This is a genomic window from Kitasatospora sp. NPDC056327, assembly GCF_042261735.1.
Lineage (GTDB): Bacteria > Actinomycetota > Actinomycetes > Streptomycetales > Streptomycetaceae > Kitasatospora.
This window is the reverse complement of the sequence record NZ_JBHJRC010000187.1, coordinates 1-16,317: the sequence shown is the minus strand read 5'-3', so window position 1 is coordinate 16,317 and position 16,317 is coordinate 1. Positions and strand designations below refer to the sequence as shown.

At 75.6% G+C, this 16,317-nt stretch carries 13 protein-coding genes and 1 pseudogene; 10 read left to right on the top strand and 4 right to left on the bottom strand.

The genetic code is table 11. The annotated features are described in order from the left end of the window. Positions 1-249 precede the first annotated feature (249 nt). Complete coding sequence (locus ACFCX4_RS24430; RefSeq protein ID WP_376146038.1) at positions 250-1,875, bottom strand: hypothetical protein; 1,626 nt, start codon at positions 1,873-1,875, stop codon at positions 250-252. Then, entirely contained in the window at positions 1,872-2,786 is a 915-nt protein-coding gene (locus ACFCX4_RS24425) for an ATP-binding cassette domain-containing protein (RefSeq protein ID WP_376146047.1), read from the bottom strand. Before ACFCX4_RS24425 ends, ACFCX4_RS24430 begins: the two co-directional genes overlap by 4 nt. 661 nt (positions 2,787-3,447) lie before the next feature. On the opposite strand from ACFCX4_RS24425, the gene paaK reads away from it, so the two are divergent. Next, positions 3,448-4,707 (top strand): phenylacetate--CoA ligase PaaK, encoded by a 1,260-nt coding sequence (paaK, locus tag ACFCX4_RS24420; protein ID WP_376146044.1) that lies wholly within the window; start codon positions 3,448-3,450, stop codon positions 4,705-4,707. Between the two features lie 46 nt (positions 4,708-4,753). On the opposite strand, the gene ACFCX4_RS24415 is transcribed toward paaK, so the two are convergent. Then, positions 4,754-5,626 (bottom strand): nuclease, encoded by an 873-nt coding sequence (locus tag ACFCX4_RS24415; RefSeq protein WP_376146041.1) that lies wholly within the window; start codon positions 5,624-5,626, stop codon positions 4,754-4,756. A gap of 308 nt (positions 5,627-5,934) precedes the next feature. Between ACFCX4_RS24415 and ACFCX4_RS24410 the strand changes: the two genes are divergently transcribed. The 6 genes and pseudogenes from ACFCX4_RS24410 (at position 5,935) to galK (ending at position 11,959) form a co-directional block, all read left to right on the top strand. Then, positions 5,935-6,291, top strand: coding sequence for an ArsR/SmtB family transcription factor (locus ACFCX4_RS24410; RefSeq protein WP_376146035.1), 357 nt, complete (start codon positions 5,935-5,937; stop codon positions 6,289-6,291). A gap of 139 nt (positions 6,292-6,430) precedes the next feature. Next, a pseudogene (locus ACFCX4_RS24405) lies at positions 6,431-7,897 on the top strand (MFS transporter); the annotation flags it as partial. 450 nt (positions 7,898-8,347) lie between these two features. Beyond that, positions 8,348-9,013 carry a metalloregulator ArsR/SmtB family transcription factor gene (locus tag ACFCX4_RS24400; protein ID WP_376146032.1) on the top strand — a complete coding sequence of 222 codons (666 nt, stop codon included), beginning with the start codon at positions 8,348-8,350 and terminating at the stop codon, positions 9,011-9,013. Further along, positions 9,010-9,402, top strand: a complete 393-nt coding sequence (locus ACFCX4_RS24395; RefSeq protein ID WP_376146029.1) for a sulfurtransferase TusA family protein — start codon at positions 9,010-9,012, stop codon at positions 9,400-9,402. The genes ACFCX4_RS24400 and ACFCX4_RS24395 overlap by 4 nt, the downstream gene beginning before the upstream one ends. Positions 9,403-9,488: 86 nt before the next feature. Beyond that, positions 9,489-10,730 carry a galactose-1-phosphate uridylyltransferase gene (galT, locus tag ACFCX4_RS24390; RefSeq protein WP_376146026.1) on the top strand — a complete coding sequence of 414 codons (1,242 nt, stop codon included), beginning with the start codon at positions 9,489-9,491 and terminating at the stop codon, positions 10,728-10,730. Beyond that, positions 10,727-11,959 (top strand): galactokinase, encoded by a 1,233-nt coding sequence (gene galK / locus ACFCX4_RS24385; RefSeq protein WP_376146023.1) that lies wholly within the window; start codon positions 10,727-10,729, stop codon positions 11,957-11,959. The genes galT and galK overlap by 4 nt, the downstream gene beginning before the upstream one ends. 124 nt (positions 11,960-12,083) lie before the next feature. On the opposite strand, the gene ACFCX4_RS24380 is transcribed toward galK, so the two are convergent. Continuing rightward, a complete protein-coding gene (locus tag ACFCX4_RS24380) occupies positions 12,084-13,049 on the bottom strand; it encodes a serine hydrolase domain-containing protein (protein WP_376146020.1) in 966 nt (321 codons plus the stop codon). A gap of 567 nt (positions 13,050-13,616) precedes the next feature. Between ACFCX4_RS24380 and ACFCX4_RS24375 the strand changes: the two genes are divergently transcribed. The 3 genes from ACFCX4_RS24375 (at position 13,617) to ACFCX4_RS24365 (ending at position 16,187) form a co-directional block, all read left to right on the top strand. Next, on the top strand, positions 13,617-14,447 hold the full coding sequence (locus tag ACFCX4_RS24375) for an SDR family NAD(P)-dependent oxidoreductase (protein WP_376146017.1): 831 nt from the start codon (positions 13,617-13,619) through the stop codon (positions 14,445-14,447). Positions 14,448-14,592: 145 nt separating this feature from the next. After that, on the top strand, positions 14,593-15,741 hold the full coding sequence (locus tag ACFCX4_RS24370) for a helix-turn-helix transcriptional regulator (protein WP_376146014.1): 1,149 nt from the start codon (positions 14,593-14,595) through the stop codon (positions 15,739-15,741). A gap of 62 nt (positions 15,742-15,803) precedes the next feature. Continuing rightward, a complete protein-coding gene (locus ACFCX4_RS24365) occupies positions 15,804-16,187 on the top strand; it encodes a VOC family protein (protein ID WP_376146011.1) in 384 nt (127 codons plus the stop codon). The last annotated feature ends 130 nt before the right edge of the window (positions 16,188-16,317 follow it).

Sequence of the window (16,317 nt, the reverse complement as noted above, 5' to 3'; positions counted from 1 at the left end):
GGACCCCCGTCCCCGCCGGGCAGCACCCGCCGCCCGCCACCGCCCGCCGCGACCCACCGCCGTCCGCCGGGATGCGGCGGGTGGAGGTGGCTGAGGAGGCCGGTGGTCAGGGGAGGGCGGCAGGGTGGCTGGTTCGGCGTGTGCTGTCCGTAAGGCAGGGTGTCGGGCGCTGCGGCTGTCCGTTCAGGTGCGGTGACGGGTGGCGGGTGGCGTCCGAGAGGCGGGGTGTTCCGCCTCGCCGGTGTGCGTTCAGGTGCGGCGGGCGGAGGTGGTGAGGACGGCGGTGGCCAGGAGCACCGCCGCGATGGCGGTGACGAGGAGGGGCGAGGGGCCGGCCGGAATGCCGGCCCGGCGCACGGTGCCCATGAAGTCGAGCGCCGCGACCTGGTTCACCGCCAGGTACCAGAGCGGGAGGTAGAGGGCCTGGAAGAGGCGGTGGGTGCGGGAGAGCGTGCCGAGGGCGAGGGCCAGGGAGGGGACGAACAGCGCGCCCGCCGACCAGGCGGCCACCCCGGCGGTGTCTCCGGCCGCCGCGAGACGGACCAGGACGCCCGCACCGGTCATGGCGGTGAGCAGCACTCCGGAGCCCCATTCGGCGAGCAGCCGGGTCCGGCCGGCCGGACAGGCGCTCAGCAGGACCTCCAGGCCGTACTCGGCGGAACGGCTGCCGAGCCGGGACCAGAGCAGGACCGGCCAGACCCAGGCGGCGGGCAGCACCGCGCCGACGCCGGTGTCGGCCGGGACGGCGAGGCCGGCCACCACCAGACCGGCGGCGGCGAGCCACCACCAGCGCGAGGCGTCGGCGAACAGGATCCGGGCCTCCCCGAGCAGCAGCCGTCCGAAGCCGGAACCGGGTACGGACCGCCGTGGGGCCGCGGTGGGCAGGGAGGTCCGGAACGCCGCGGCGGGTGCGACGGTGGTGGGCGGGGTGTCCCCGGCACCCGACGGTGCCCGGGTGGCGGTCCGGAGGCCGGCGCGGGCCGGGTCGAAGCGGGTGAACCAGAGCGCCGGCAGCGCGGCGAGCGCCACGGCGAGCAGCACCAGCAGCGCCCGCTGGGCGAGGAACCCGCCCCCGAAGCCCGCGCCGTCCCAGTGGAACGCCTCAAGCGGGGTGTCGACCCTCGTCAGACCGAGGCTGAACTCGTCGCTGCCGAGGTCGGCCCCGTGGGCGGCGAGTCCGTCGCGCAGCGAGTCCGCCGCCGGGCCGAGGCCCAGACCGCCGAAGGGTGCACCGGGCGACTCCCCGGCGATCAGCAGGAGCGGGGCGAAGGCGAACCAGACCACGTTGCCGAGGCCGCCGCGCAGCAGCGGCACCGTCTCGAACAGCACCGCCAGGGCCGCCGTGGCCACGAGCAGGGGCAGCGTCAGCACCACGAACGGCGTCAGCAGTGCGACCGGGTCGAGGGCGCGGTCCTCGCCCCGGACCAGTTGCAGGGCGGGGGCGGTGAGCGAGAGCACCCCGAGCATCGAGGCGAGGACCAGCAGGTTGCCGAGGAGCTTCGCCAGCAGCAGTCCGGTGTTCCCCAGCGGGGCCGCGGCGAGGATCTGGCCGACCCCCGTCTCCTCGTCGCGCCCCAGCCCCTTGCGGACCACGTAGAACCCGCCGAGGGTCAGCCAGAGCGCGCCGGCCAGGGCCGTCGCGGTGCCCACGTAGGCGCTGTTGTACTCGCCCCGGTAGGAGCCCAGCGCGAGGATCGCCCAGTGCCCGTCGGCGGGCGGTACGGCGAGCAGTCCCAGGCCGACGGCGGCCAGCAGCGTCACCGCGTAGGCCGGGCGGCGGACCCGGTCACGGAAGTCGCCGAGGGCGAGCTGCCACAGCCGGGCCGGGCCGCCGGACGCCGTCGGGCGGGCCGTGGTGAGGACGGTCGTGGTCATCGCGGCACCCCCGGGTGGACCGGGCCCGCCGCGGCGGCGCTCGCGACCGGGGGCCGCACCAGCCCCAGGTACGCGTCCTCCAGGTCGGGCACGACCGGCGAGGCCTCGGCGAACGGTGCCTCGTCCGCGAGCAGCCGCAGCCGGACCCGGCCGTCGCCGGTGCGCACCATCCGGCTCACGACGTACCGCTGCTGCACGGCGGCCACCGCGCCCGCGTCGGCCAGGACCTCCCACACCCGGCCGGTCTGACCGCGCAGCAGCTCCTCCGGACTGCCCCGGCGCAGCAGCCGCCCGCCGGCCACGACCGCGATGTCCCCGGCCACCGACTCGATGTCCGAGACGATGTGGGTGGACAGCAGCACCACCCGGTCCTCGGCGAGCACGCTCAGCAGGTTGCGGAAGCGCACCCGTTCCTCGGGGTCGAGCCCGGCGGTGGGTTCGTCCACGACGATGACGCGCGGGTCGCCGAGCAGCGCCTGGGCGATCCCGACCCGGCGCAGCATGCCGCCGGAGTAGGCGCCGAGCGGACGCCGCACCGCCTCGGTCAGGTTGACCAGGGCGAGCAGCTCGTCGATCCGGGCCCGCGCGGAGCGGGCGGAGAGGCCCTTGGCGGCGGCCAGGTAGGCGAGGAACTCGCGGGCAGTGAGGTGCGGATGGACCCCGAAGTCCTGTGGCAGGAAGCCGAGCTCGCGCCGCAGTAGGTCCGGCCGGGCGAGCACGTCGGCGCCCCGGTAGGTGAGCCGGCCGGTGGTGGGCCGGGTGACGGTGGCGACGATCCGCATCAGTGAGGACTTGCCCGCGCCGTTCGGCCCGAGCAGGCCCAGCAATCCGGGGCCGAGGCGGAGCGAGAGCGCGTCGACGGCGCGCTTGCCGCCCCGGTAGACCTTGCTGACGTCGGTCAGTTCGAGCAGGGGCGCGGCGCCGGGGCCGTGCGGGGTCCGGGTGCGAGGGTTCTGCGACAAGAGCTCCTGCGACAAGAGGTCCTGCGGGAGGGGGCTGTGGGAGAAGGGATCGTGGGCACGGGGCCGCCGGCTTTCGGGCCGGTGGTCGTCGGGTCGGTGGTCGTCGGGTCGGCTCATGCGCTCCGCTCTCCCGCTCGGTCGATGGACGGTCGGTGACATCGACGAGCCTCCCCGATCGGCGGTCCGCTGCCATCTGCCGTTCGGCAGAGATCGGTCCTTGTCCTTCGACGGGGCGCCGCCCCGGCGAACGGTGGAGGTTCGTACCCCGCCGAGTGGGTACGGCACCGCGGCCCGGTCCGGTCCGGTCCGGGCCTGACCGACCCTGGCCTGACCGGCCGGGACCAACCGGGACCGACCCGGGCCGCGAACGGCGGGCCGGACCTTGACAGCCACCGCCGGCCGTGGATTACATGGCTGCGTCGAGCGAACGACCGAATGATCGGTCGGTTCCGGTGAGGGAGGCGCGATGGGTGACGGAACGGCGGGGCCGGACGCCACGGGTCGGCCGACGGCGGCGGCGCCGTACCCCGGCGGGGCAGCCCCCGGCGAGGCCGCGCCCGCGCGCCTCGGCGAGGCGCCCCCGGCGGAACTCCTCGACGCGGGCGAACGGATGGACGTCGAGGAACTGCGCGCCCTCCAGCTCGTCCGCCTGCGGGCCACCCTGCGCCACGCCTACGACAACGTCGAGCTGTACCGCCGGAGGTTCGACGCGGCCGGCGTCGCCCCCGGTGACTGCCGCACCCTCGCCGACCTCGCCCGCTTCCCCTTCACCACCAAGGCCGACCTGCGCGACACCTACCCGTTCGGCATGTTCGCCGTCCCGCGGGAGGAGGTCCGCCGGATCCACGCCTCCAGCGGCACCACCGGCCGGCCGACCGTGGTCGGCTACACCGCGCACGACCTCGACGTCTGGGCCGACCTGGTGGCCCGCTCGATCCGGGCGGCCGGCGGGCGGCCCGGCCGGACGGTGCACATCGCCTACGGCTACGGCCTGTTCACCGGCGGCCTGGGCGCGCACGCGGGCGCCGAGCGGGCCGGCTGCACCGTGATCCCCGCGTCCGGCGGCATGACGGCCCGCCAGGTGCAGCTGATCCGGGACCTCCGCCCCGAGATCATCATGATCACCCCGTCCTACCTGCTCACCCTGCTCGACGAGTTCGAGCGGCAGGGCGTCGACCCGCGCACCACCTCGCTGCGGGTGGGCATCCTCGGCGCCGAGCCGTGGACGGAGGGGATGCGCGCCGAGATCGAGCGGCGCACCGGCATCCACGCCGTCGACATATACGGGCTCTCCGAGGTGATGGGGCCGGGCGTCGCCCAGGAGTGCGTGGAGACCAAGGACGGCCTGCACGTCTGGGAGGACCACTTCTACCCCGAGGTCGTCGACCCGCTGGCCGACGACCCGCGGCCGGACGGCGAGGACGGCGAACTGGTCCTCACCTCGCTCACCAAGGAGGCGCTGCCGGTGATCCGGTACCGCACCCGCGACCTCACCCGGCTGCTGCCGGGCACCGCCCGCCCGGCGTTCCGGCGGATGGCCAGGGTGACCGGGCGCAGCGACGACATGATCATCCTGCGCGGGGTCAACGTCTTCCCGACCCAGATCGAGGAGATCCTGCTGCGGGTGCCCGCGGTCGCGCCGCACTTCCAGCTCCGGCTGACCCGCCGGGGCCGGCTGGACCACCTGACGGTGCGGGTGGAGGCCCGCCCGGAGGCCGGCGCGGAGCAGCGGGACGATGCCGCCGCGGCCATTGCGCGGGGGGTGAAGGACGGGGTCGGGGTGAGCGTGGACGTCGAGGTGCTGGACCCGTACGGTCTGGAGCGCTCGGTCGGCAAGATCCGCCGGATCGCGGACCTGCGGGAGGGCTGAGGGGCCGCGCCCCCGCGCCGGTGCCGCGCGGGGGCGGGACCGCGGCTCACTTCTCGACCAGCACGACCTCCTCGATCGGCCTGGTCATCCGGACGGTGTCGCCGGTGACCTCGACCAGGTGCTGCAGGCCGCGCACCGCCTGCTCCTGCTCGGGCACGTGGAAGCTCTCGCCCTCGCCCGCCAGGTACGCGGGGAAGGCGTCCAGCGCCGGGCCGAACAGCCGGATGTAGTCGGCGAGTCGGCGGAACAGCTTGGGCAGCAGGACCTGCTGCTCGGTGATCGAGGCGAGGCTGTCGACCTTGACGCCGTCCGTGGTGAGGTCGTGCTCCCAGACGCTGCCGGGCGCCTTCGCGGTCCGCGCCCGGCGGGCGACGGCGGCCAGGTCGGTCCGCAACACCTCGGGAAGGTTGCCGTAGAAGGTCGGGTGGACCAGCCCGCGCGCGAGCAGGTGGTGGTTGGCGGTCTGCCGCAGCAGGTCCACGGTGACGGTGATCCGGTCGCCGTCGCGCGTGCCGGACGGCGGCTTGCCGCGCCCGGTGAGGCAGACGGCGCGGCCGTAGGTGTCGGCGCCGGAGGCCAGCACGTAGCCGGGAACGGTCTCCGGGGTCGCGGCGGTCACCTTCTCGTCGGCGTCCCGCACGACGCCGGTGAAGCCGAGCCAGGCGACCAGTTCGTCGCGGGCGGCGTGCGCGCCGAGGTGGAGCGGCTGGTGGACGGTGCCGGGGCCGACACCCTGGTAGTGGGTTTCGAGCGCGTCGATCGCGTCCATCCGCACGGTGCCCCCGCCGCGGCTGTTGCGCTTCACGCGGTGCCCGCCCGGGACGTCGTGCCAGAAGCCCGGGTCCTGCGGGGTGAAGTGGACGGTGTCGCCGTCGGGTTGGGTGTCGAGGATCCGGTAGGTCCCCTTGATGACGAGCATGGACACGGTCGCCTCCGCTGGCGGGTTCGGGTTCGGTCGCTGATGGGTTCCGGTGCCGGTGGGTCGGTGGGTCGGGGCCCCGTGCTGCCCCGTGCCCGGTGGTGCGGGGCGCACGGCGTGCACTGGTGTTCCGGGCGGCGCGCGGGCGTTCGCGGCGTGGTCGGCTCCGGCGGGCTCATTCTGGCGGCGGGAGGCGGTGCTGCGGGGGATCGGAGGGGTGAACGGTGGGGGCGCGTTGGCGGCAGACGGCGTGAACCGCGCAACGCGGGGCGGGTGAACGCTGCTCGCACGCCCCTTACGATGAGGCCATGAGCGGGAGCCTCCACGTATCAGGTGCACATCCGTCGCAGCAGTCCGGCGCGGACGAGCGGCTGGACGTCGCCGTCGGCATCCTCGCCCTGCTCGCCGACCGCACCCGGCTCGCGCTGCTCCAGCGGCTGAGCGAGGGGGAGGCGGACGTGACGACGCTGACCGAGTCCGCCGGCGCGGCGCGTCCGTCGGTCAGCCAGCACCTCGGGAAGCTGCGGCTGGCCGGTCTGGTCTCGACCCGCAAGGACGGCCGGCGGGTGGTGTACGCGCTGCGGCACGGGCACCTGCGGCGGCTGGTCCAGGAGGCGCTGAGCGTGGCCGACTACCAGATCAGCGGTCTGCCGCCGCACGACTGAGAGGGTGTTCCGGGCGCACCCGGAGCACCCTCGGCCGCCCCTGCGATCCGGGGGGCGGCCATTTTCATGACCATTAGGTGCACACGTATGCACATGTTGTCCTATTCTGGAGGGACGACGCCTCCGAACGGAGTCCCCGATGCTCTCCGTGCTCCGCAACCGCACCTACCGGCACCTGTTCGCCGCCCAGGTGGTCGCCCTCGCCGGGACCGGACTGGCCACCGTGGCGCTGGGCCTGCTCGCCTACGACCTCGCCGGGGCCGACGCCGGCTCCGTGCTCGGCACCGCGCTGGCGATCAAGATGGTCGCCTACGTCGGGATCGCCCCCGTCATGGCCGCGCTCGCGCACCGGATCCCGCGCCGCCGCCTGCTGGTGGCGGCCGACCTCGCCCGCGCCGCCGTGGCGCTCGGGCTGCCGTTCGTCGGCTCGGTCTGGCAGGTCTACCTGCTGATCTTCGTCCTCCAGGCGGCCTCGGCGACCTTCACCCCGGCGTTCCAGTCGGTGATCCCCGAGGTGCTGCCCGAGGAGCGGGACTACACCCGGGCGCTGTCCCTCTCCCGGCTCGCCTACGACACCGAGAGCCTGGTCAGCCCGGTGCTGGCCGCCGGGCTGCTGCCGCTGGTCGGCTACCGGTGGCTGTTCTGGGGGACGGTGCTCGGCTTCCTCGGCTCGGCGCTGCTGGTCGTCTCGGTGGCCCTGCCGGGTGCGGCCCGGGCGGTACGTGCGGCGGCCCGGACGAGTGCGAGGACGGGGACGGGCGCAGCGGGTGACGCGGTCAGGGCGAGGGCGGTCCGGCAGCGCGCGGTCCAGGGGCGCGCGACGGAGGGGCAGGCGCCGCCCCGGGCCGTTCGCGCCCTCGCCGGGATCCGGCTGTTCCTCGCCGTGCCGCGCCTGCGGGCGCTGCTCGCCCTGGACCTCGCGGTGGCCGCGGGCGGCGCGATGGTGATCGTCAACACCGTCGTCTACGTCCGCGACCAGCTGGGCCGCCCCGCCGGCGACGTGCCGCTCGCCCTCGGCGCCTACGGCGGCGGGTCGATGGTGGTCGCACTGCTGCTGCCCCGGGTGCTGGACCGGGTCGCCGACCGGACGGTGATGCTGCCCGCGGCCTTCGCCGTCGCCGGACTGCTCGCCGCCCTGGCCGTGGTCACGACGGCCGGCCGGCAGGCGGACGGCGGCGGATGGCGCTGGCCGGCGCTGCTCGCCCTGTGGGCCGGGCTCGGCGCGGCGGGCTCGCTGATCCTCACCCCGGGCGGCCGGCTGCTGCGGTCCGCGGTGCCGCCGGCCGACCTGCCGGCCGCCTTCGCGGCGCAGTTCTCGCTGTCGCACGGCTGCTGGCTGCTCGCCTACCCGCTGGCCGGCTGGCTCGGCGCGACCGCCGGGCTCCCCACCGCGACGGCGGCCCTCGGCGCCCTCGCCCTGACCGCAGGCGTCCTGGCCACCCGCGCCTGGCGCACCCCGGCCCCCGCCGCCACCCCGGCCCCCGCCGCCACCCCGCTCCTGGCCACCCGCCCCCGCGCCCGCGACCACCGGCACCCCCTCCACGCTCCCTCCGGCCGCCCCCTGGCCCGCCACCGGCACCGCCCGGCTCCGCGCGAGGGTCACCGTTGCGGGGGTCGGGGGGCGGGCCTGCCCGGACGCCCGCGGGTCCGGTGCGGGGCCGGTCGTGCGGGCACCGGCGGGGCGACCGGCCGGCCGGCGACCAGCACCGGCTTCCGGTCGAGGCGGTCGGAGAGGGTGCCGGCGAAGACGTCGGTGACGGCCTTGGTCGCGCCGAACGCCACGATGCACGTCATCGCCGCCGTGGGTGCGGAGGGGCGGAAGGTGCGGTCGGCGAGCAGCGGCAGCACGGTGCGTTCCTGGCCGAGGATACCGCCGACCAGGGCGTTCACGGCGACGAGCAGCCCGAACCGGGCGAGGTCGGCGCGCAGCCGAGCCGGACTCCGGGCCGGGGCGCGGACGGGGTGGCGGTCACGGGCGGTCCTCCGGACGGGCGGGCCCGGGTGACGGATCCACCCGCCGATTCCTACACTGATCCATGGATCAATGGAGGATTCCATGGGAGATCCCGGTCGCAGGGCCGCGCTGTTCGAGGCGCTGGCCACCACCGGAAAGGCGCTGTCCAACGGCAAGCGCCTGGAACTGCTCGACCTCCTCGCCCAGGGCGAGCGCAGCGTCGAGGCCCTCGCCAGGGCGGCCGGGCTCGGGCTGACCACGGCCTCCGCCCATCTGCAGACCCTCCGGCGGGCCGGGCTGGTGGTCACCCGCCGGGAGGGGGTGCGGATCCACTACCGCCTCGCCGGGGAGGATGTCGCCGCCCTCTACGGCCGGCTCCAGCAGGTCGCGCTGGCCCACCTCGACGCGACCGGCCGGGCCCGCGCCGCCTATCTGGGGCCGGACGACACCGACCACCTCACACGGGAGGAGCTGCTCGCGCGGGTGCGGGCCGGCACCGCGACCGTCGTGGACGTGCGCCCCGCCGAGGAGTACGCCGCCGGACACATTCCCGGAGCCCTGTCCGTCCCGCTCGGCGAGCTGGAGGCCCGGCTCGCCGAGCTGCCCGCGGGGGCCGAGGTCGTCGCGTACTGCCGGGGGGTCAACTGCGTCCTGGCCCATGACGCCGTCCGGCTGCTGGTCGCGCGGGGCCGCCGGGCCAGGCGGCTCGTGGACGGCATGCTGGAGTGGCGGCTGGCGGCCCTGCCGGTCGAGGCGGGCGCCGCGTGAGCGCCGCCGCGGGCGGGCCGGTCGGGGGCGGGCCGGTCGGGGGCGGGGCGACCGGGCCCGCCACGGGCGGGCCGGTCGTCGTGGACGGGACCGGGATGCTCTGCGTCACCCTGCTCCTCCACCTGCGCAGGCGCATCGCGGACCTGCCCGCCGGGACGACGGTGCACGTCGTGAGCACCGACCCGGCGGCGCCGCTCGATCTGCCCGCCTGGTGCCACCTCACCCGCCACGAGTACCTCGGGCCGGTGGTGGCGGCGGCGTCGGTGCCGGCGTCGGTGCCGGAGCCGGAGGAGCACGGCTACGGCGGCCGTGAGGTGTACGCCCTGCGGCTGGCGGCGGACGCGAGGCGGACCAGGCCCGGTGCGCCCTGGCACCCGGCAGGCGATTGAGCCCGCCCAGGTGCACACATGTTGATTCTTGTTCGATATTGTTTGGTCATGTGGTTGAAGGGAAGCCCCACGAGAGGGAGCACGTCATGGCCGCAACGGTGACCGAGCCGACCGGACCCGGACAGGCCGGCACGACGACCAGGACCGTCACGGAACTGGCCGACGGCCGCGAGCTGATCTACTACGACCGGGGTACGCCGCCCGCCGGCCGCACGGTCGCCGACCGGCGGCCGCTGGAACCCGCCGTGCCCTCCTCCGAGGTACGGCTGGACCCGCTGACCGGCGCGTGGGTGACCATCGCCGCCCACCGGCAGGCACGCACCTACCATCCGCCGGCCGACGAGTGCCCGCTCTGCCCCAGCCGCGACGGCCGGCTCAGCGAGATCCCGGCCGCCGACTACCGGGTCGCCGTCTTCGAGAACCGCTTCCCCTCCCTCGCGGGCGAGCCCGGCACCCACCCCGTGGCTCCCGCCGCCGACGGCGCGCTGTACGGCCGCAGGCCCGGCACCGGCCGGTGCGAGGTGGTCTGCTTCACCTCCGACCACGACGCCTCCTTCGCCGACCTGGACGAGGACGGCGCCCGTCTGGTGCTCGACGCCTGGACCGACCGCACCGCCGAACTCTCCGCCCGGCCGGACGTCGAGCAGGTCTACTGCTTCGAGAACCGCGGCGCGGAGATCGGCGTCACCCTCGCCCACCCGCACGGGCAGATCTACGCGCTGCCGTTCACCACGCCGCGCACCGCCCGGATGGTCGACCGCGCCGCCCGCCACCGCGCCGCCACCGGGCGCAACCTCTTCGACGACCTGCTCGCGGCCGAACGCGCCGACGGCACCCGCACCGTGCTCACGGGCGAGCACTGGACCGCCTTCGTCCCCTACGCCGCCCGCTGGCCCTACGAGGTCCACCTCTACCCGCACCGCCGCGTCCCCGACCTCACCCGTCTCACCGAACCGGAGCGCGCCGAGTTCGCCCGGCTCTACCTCGATCTGCTGCGCCGCTTCGACAACCTCTTCACCGACCCCGCCGACCCCGGCCGCCGCGTCACCGCGCCCTACATCTCCGCCTGGCACCAGGCACCGACCGGGCAGCAGGCCGAATTCGCCCTCCACCTGGAGCTGTTCACCGTCCGGCGGACCGCCGACAAGCTCAAGTACCTGGCCGGTACCGAGTCCGGCATGGAGGCGTTCATGAACGACGTCGCCCCGGAGGACGCCGCCCGGCGCCTGCGCGAGGCCGCACCCACGGCCCGCGCCACCGACGCCCGTGCCACCGGCGCCACCCGCGCCACCGACGCCCGCGCCACCGACGGAGGACCGCAGCGATGACCGACACGACGAGCGCCGGCACGACGAACGCCGGCACCACGGACGCCGGCACGGGGCACACCGACGCGACCCGCGCGACGGCCGTCGGCACGGCCGCTGCCGCCGTCTTCGAGGAGCTCTACGGGCACGCCCCCGAGGGCGTCTGGGCCGCCCCCGGCAGGGTCAACCTGATCGGCGAACACACCGACTACAACGACGGGTTCGTGCTCCCGATCGCGATCCCGCAGGCCGTCCGCGCCCACGCCCGCCGCCGTACCGACGGCGTGCTGCGGCTCGCCTCGACCAGGGTGCCCGGCGAGGTCGTCGAACTGGACGTCGCCGCGCTGGAACCGGGCGGCGTACCCGGCTGGGCGGCGTACCCCGCGGCCGTCGTGTGGGCGCTGCGCAGTGCCGGGCACGAGGTGGGCGGCGCCGACGTGCTGCTGGACAGCGACGTGCCCGGCGGCGCCGGCCTCTCCTCCTCCGCCGCCCTCGAATGCGCCGTCGCCACCGCCTACGACGGCCTGTACGGCCTCGGCCTCGGGGCCGCCGAGTTGGCCCTGCTCGCGCAGCGGGCCGAGAACGAGTTCGTCGGCGTGCCCTGCGGGATCATGGACCAGATGGCCTCCATGGTCTGCCGGTCCGGGGCCGCCCTCCACCTGGACGCTCGTGACCTGTCCGTCCGCCACGTGCCGCTGGACCTCGCGGGCGCCGGTCTCACCCTGCTGGTCCTCGACACCCGGGTGCAGCACGACCTCGCCGACGGCGCCTACGCCGCCCTGCGGGCCGGCTGCGAGCGGGCCGCCGCCCTGCTCGGACTGCCCGCGCTGCGCGACCTCTCCGTCGACGGCCTGCCCGGCGCCCTCGGCCGGCTCCCCGCCGACCTGGTTCCGCTGGTCCGGCACGTGGTGACCGAGAACGACCGGGTCGAACGGGCCGTCGCCGAGCTCGAACGCCGCGGGCCCGCCGCGCTCGGACCGATCCTGACGGAGGGACACGCCTCGCTGCGCGACGACTTCCGGACGTCCTGCCCGGAGACCGACCTCGCCGCCGCGACCGCTGTCGCCGCCGGTGCGCTCGGCGCGCGGATGACCGGGGGAGGCTTCGGCGGCTCGGTGATCGCGCTGGTGGAGACGGAGCGGGCGGCCGCGGTGGCCGAGGCGGTGACCGGAGCCTTCGCCGCGGCCGGTTACGCGGAGCCGCAGGTGTACCGGGCGGTGCCGTCGCCCGGGGCCCGCCGGGAGTCGTGAGGCTCCCCGGCAGCCGCGCGGCCTGCCCGGCGCGGTCCGGCCTCCCCGGCCGGCCCTCCGTGACCGGCCCGGCCCTCCGCGGCCGGGCCGGCCACCGCCCCGGTGGCGGCGGCCGGCCCTGCCGTCATCCGCAGAACTCGGCTTCGGCCACCGGGAGTTTGGTGCGGAACCAGTCGGCGTTGGCGTTGACCGCCAGCACGTGCCGCCCGTCCCGGGTGGTCAGCGCCAGCGTCGACGATCCGTGGATGCCGCCGTCGTGTCCCCAGACGGTGACGCCGCACGAGAGCGTCCCGACGCCCAGACCGAGCCCGCCGCTGCCGTGCGGTCCGGGCGTGGTCATCTCCTCCAACTCGGCCCGGGGGAGCAGCTGTCCGCGCATCAGGGCGGAGAGGAAGCGGGTGAGGTCGGCCGTGGTGGAGACGATCGAGCCCGCGGAGCCGGCCATCGACGGGTTGAGCTCGGTGACGTCCAGCGGCGTCGGCGAGCCGCCGAACAGCTTGGAGTAGCCGCGCGCGTGCGGCCGGGGCAGGTCGGTCGCCGTGCCGGGCAGGCTCGTCCCGGTCAGGCCCAGCGGCCGGACGATCCGCCGTTCGACCTCCTCGCCGTACGGGCGGCCGGTGACCTTCTCGATGACCAGCCCGGCCAGCAGGTAGTTGGTGTTGGAGTAGCGGTGCGCCGTTCCGGGGGCGAAGACCGGTGGGTGGGCGATCGCGATCCGCACCAACTGCTCCAGTGTGTAGGTGTCGTAACGGTGTGTCAGAAATGCCGTCGTGAACAGGTTCGCACGGATTCCGGGGTCCTCGTCGTAGTCGGGGACCCCGCTGGTGTGGTTGAGCAACTGGCGCAGGCTGATCGCCGAGCCGTTGTTCCCGTTGTCGCTGACCAGGCCGGGCAGCCAGCGCTCCACGCTGTCGTCGAGGTCGAGCCGCCGCTCGGCCTGGAGCTGGAGCAGGACGGTCGCGATGAAGGGTTTGCTCACGCTCCCGATCCGGAACCGCTCGCGCGCGGACCGGGGCTGTCCCGTCGTGGTGTCGGCCTCGCCGACCGCCGCCGACCAACTCCCCTTTCCCTCACGAACGGTGGCGACCATTCCCGGAAGCCCTCCGTTCCGCAGGGCCTGTTCCATGGCGGCCCTGGTCGCGGCGTGTCCCCGGCCGGAACCCTGCCCGCCCGCGTTCTCGTTCTCGTTCCCGTCCTCGTTCCCGTGGCCGCGACCGTCGCCGGCCGAAGCTCCGCCCGCCGCTGGTCCGCCCGCCGCTGGTCCGCCCGCCGCTGGTCCGCCGGTCGCGGCGGCCGTTGGCACCGCCACCCCCGCCGTCAGTGCGGCGGCCACCGCCACCGCGCCGACCGCACGCCGAACCGCCCTGCTGTGGTGCGTCATTCGTTCCCCTCCGAGGTCCCTGACGCTCGCCCCCCGGTTCCCAGCCTCCGCCGAACGCGGTCGGACGGGATCCTCCTGCGGATTGATCGCCCCCGGAGATCCCCCGGAGGGGGCGGCCGGCGGCCCCGGTGCGCACCCCGTGCCGCCGTCGGCCGGAGGCGGGCGGGGGTGCGGGGGCACGGAGACGCAGGGGCGAGGGGGCCGAGGGTGGTTCTGCCGGACCCAGGGTCGGAACGGGCCTGGTCCGCCCCTGGGCCGGGCCGTGAAGGTGGACCCATGACCACCGAGAACATCCAGCACACCCCGCACCCCACCCCGGCCCCTGCCCCGCACCCCGGCGACGCCGACGAGTTCGCCGGCCGGACCGTCCTCGTCACCGGGGGCACCAGCGGCATGGGCCTGGCCACCGCCCGCCGTCTGCTCGCCGCCGGGGCCGACGTGGTGATCACCGGTCGCTCCGACGGGCGACTGCGCCGCGCCGAGGCCGAACTCGGCGGCGGCGAAAGGGTCTTCGCCGTCCGCGCCGACTCCGCCCGGCCCGCCGACCTGGCCCGGTTGGCCGGGCTGGTGGGGGACCGGTACGGCCGCCTCGACGGCGTGTTCGCGAACGCCGGGGTCGGGGTCTTCGAAACCCCGGCCGAGGTGACCGAGGAGAGCTTCGACCGCACCGTGGACGTCAACTTCAAGGGCGTCTTCTTCACCGTCCAGCACGCCCTGCCGCTGCTGGAGAAGTCCGCCGGCGGCGCGTCGGTCGTCCTCAACGCCTCCTGGACGCTGCACCGCGGGCTCCCCAACGCCCCGGTGTACGCGGCCACCAAGGCGGCCGTGCACAACCTGGCCCGCACGCTGGGCAGCGACTTCGCCGGGCGTGGCATCCGGATCAACTCGGTGAGCCCGGGCTACATCGTCACCGAGATGTTCCACGAGGTGATCACCGAAGCGGAGCAGCAGGCGGCCGTGCTGTCCCAGGTGCCGCTCGGGCGGCTGGGCGCGGCGGCGGACGTCGCCGAGACGGTGGCGTTCCTGCTCTCGTCCCGGGCCTCGTACATCACCGGCCAGGACATCGTGGTCGACGGCGGCGTGGTGGCGGTCGCGAACACCTGGTGACGGCCCTCCGGTCGGCCCGGCCCAGGCCACCCGGTCCTGCCGCCCTCCTGCCCGGCCCTGCCGTCTGCTCCTGCCTGCCCGGTCCTGCCCTGCCTGGCCCTGGCAGGACCAGGCAGGCGGGCCGCCGACCGGCGACAATGGCGGTATGAGCACGAGCCGAACGAGCGGCGGCGGCCCGGGCACCACCGGACCCACCGGTGCCGACCGACCCACCGGAAGCACGGGTCGCACCGGCAGCACCGGCCCTGCCGGACCCACCGGAACCGAGACCAGCCTCGCCGAGTTCCTCCGCACCCGCCGCGCCCGCCTCCGCCCCGAGGACGTCGACCTGCCGGACTTCGGCGGGCGCCGAAGGGTCGCCGGCCTGCGCCGCGAGGAGCTGTCCCAGCTCGCCGGGGTCAGCGTCGACTACTACACCCGGCTCGAACAGGGCCGGGTCGGCAACCCCTCGGACGCCGTGCTCGACGCGGTCGCCCGCGCGCTGCGCCTCGACCACGAGGAGGCCGCCCACCTGCACCGCCTCGCCCGAACCCGCCCGGACCGGGGCCGCGCGGCCCGGGCCGCCGCCGCCCCCCAGAAGGTCCGTCCGACGATGGCCCGCCTGCTGGAGGCGATGCCCGACGTGCCGGCCGTGGTGATGGGCCGGCGGATGGACGTCCTGGCGTGGAACCGCGCCGCCGCCGCGCTCCTCGGCGACTACGGCAGGCTCCCCGCGAACGAGCGCAACATCGCCCGGATCACCTTCCTCGAACCTGCCTCGCGCACCCTCTACGACGACTGGGTCGGCTGCGCGCGGGAGAACGCCGCCTTCCTCCGCCTGGAGGCCGGGCGGCGCCCCGACGATCCCCGGCTCGCCGAACTGATCGGCGAGCTCTCGGTCCGCAGCCAGGAGTTCCGCCGCTGGTGGGCCGAGCACCCGGTGCGCGACAAGACCTCCGGCCGCAAGGTGTTCCACCACCCGCTGGCCGGCCGGATGGAGCTGGTCTACGAGACCCTCCGCTCCGCCGACGACCCGGACCAGGCACTGGTCACCTACACTCCGGACGCCGGCAGTCCGTCCGAGGACGCCCTGCGGATGCTGATCGCCTGGGACGCCGACCGGCCCGCCCGTCCGCATCCGGCCGACCGGACGGCCCGGCCCGGCCCGGCCGTCGTGCCGCGGGCCCGACCGAACGAGGTGACGGGTCGGTTACCGACGGGCACTGACGCACCGCAAAGTACGGTCTTCTGTCGGGGAGTTCACCCGCTTACGGTGATCCGGGACCTGCCGGGAACCCGGCGTTCGGCGGGTTGACGCCGAAGGGACGGCGCAGGAAGCCCGGACGACGCGGACGACTCGGACGACTCGGAGCACCTATGGCCATCCTCAAGACCTACGCCCGGCTCTGGGCCGACGGCCTGGACCACGCGCTCCCGCTGCTGCGCACCCTCACCGGGGCCGAGCCCGATCTGCTGTTCCGCTTCCACGAGATCGAACTCGCCGCCATCGGCGACTTCCTGGTGATCGCCGGCCCGCCCGCCGAGCGGGCCAAGTACGCGCACGCCTCGGCGACCGTCGTGGTCTCCGACCTCGACGAGCTGAGCCGGGCCCTGGAGGCGGCCGGCGCCGTGGTGACCACGCCCGAGACCGCCTCCCCGACCGGCCGCTTCCTCTACGCCCGGCACGCCGACGGCGCCGAGGTCGAGTACGTCGAGTGGGTGCCCGAGCTGGTCCGGCGGATCGTCCACCGCGAGCCGTAACCCGCCCCCGCACGGAACACCCCCGCACGGAACACCCCCGCACGGAACGCCTCCGCCCGGAGCGCCCGCGCCCGGCGGTCACCCCCCCCGCACGCGGAACGGCGGGCCGCACCGGGACCCCTCCCGGTGC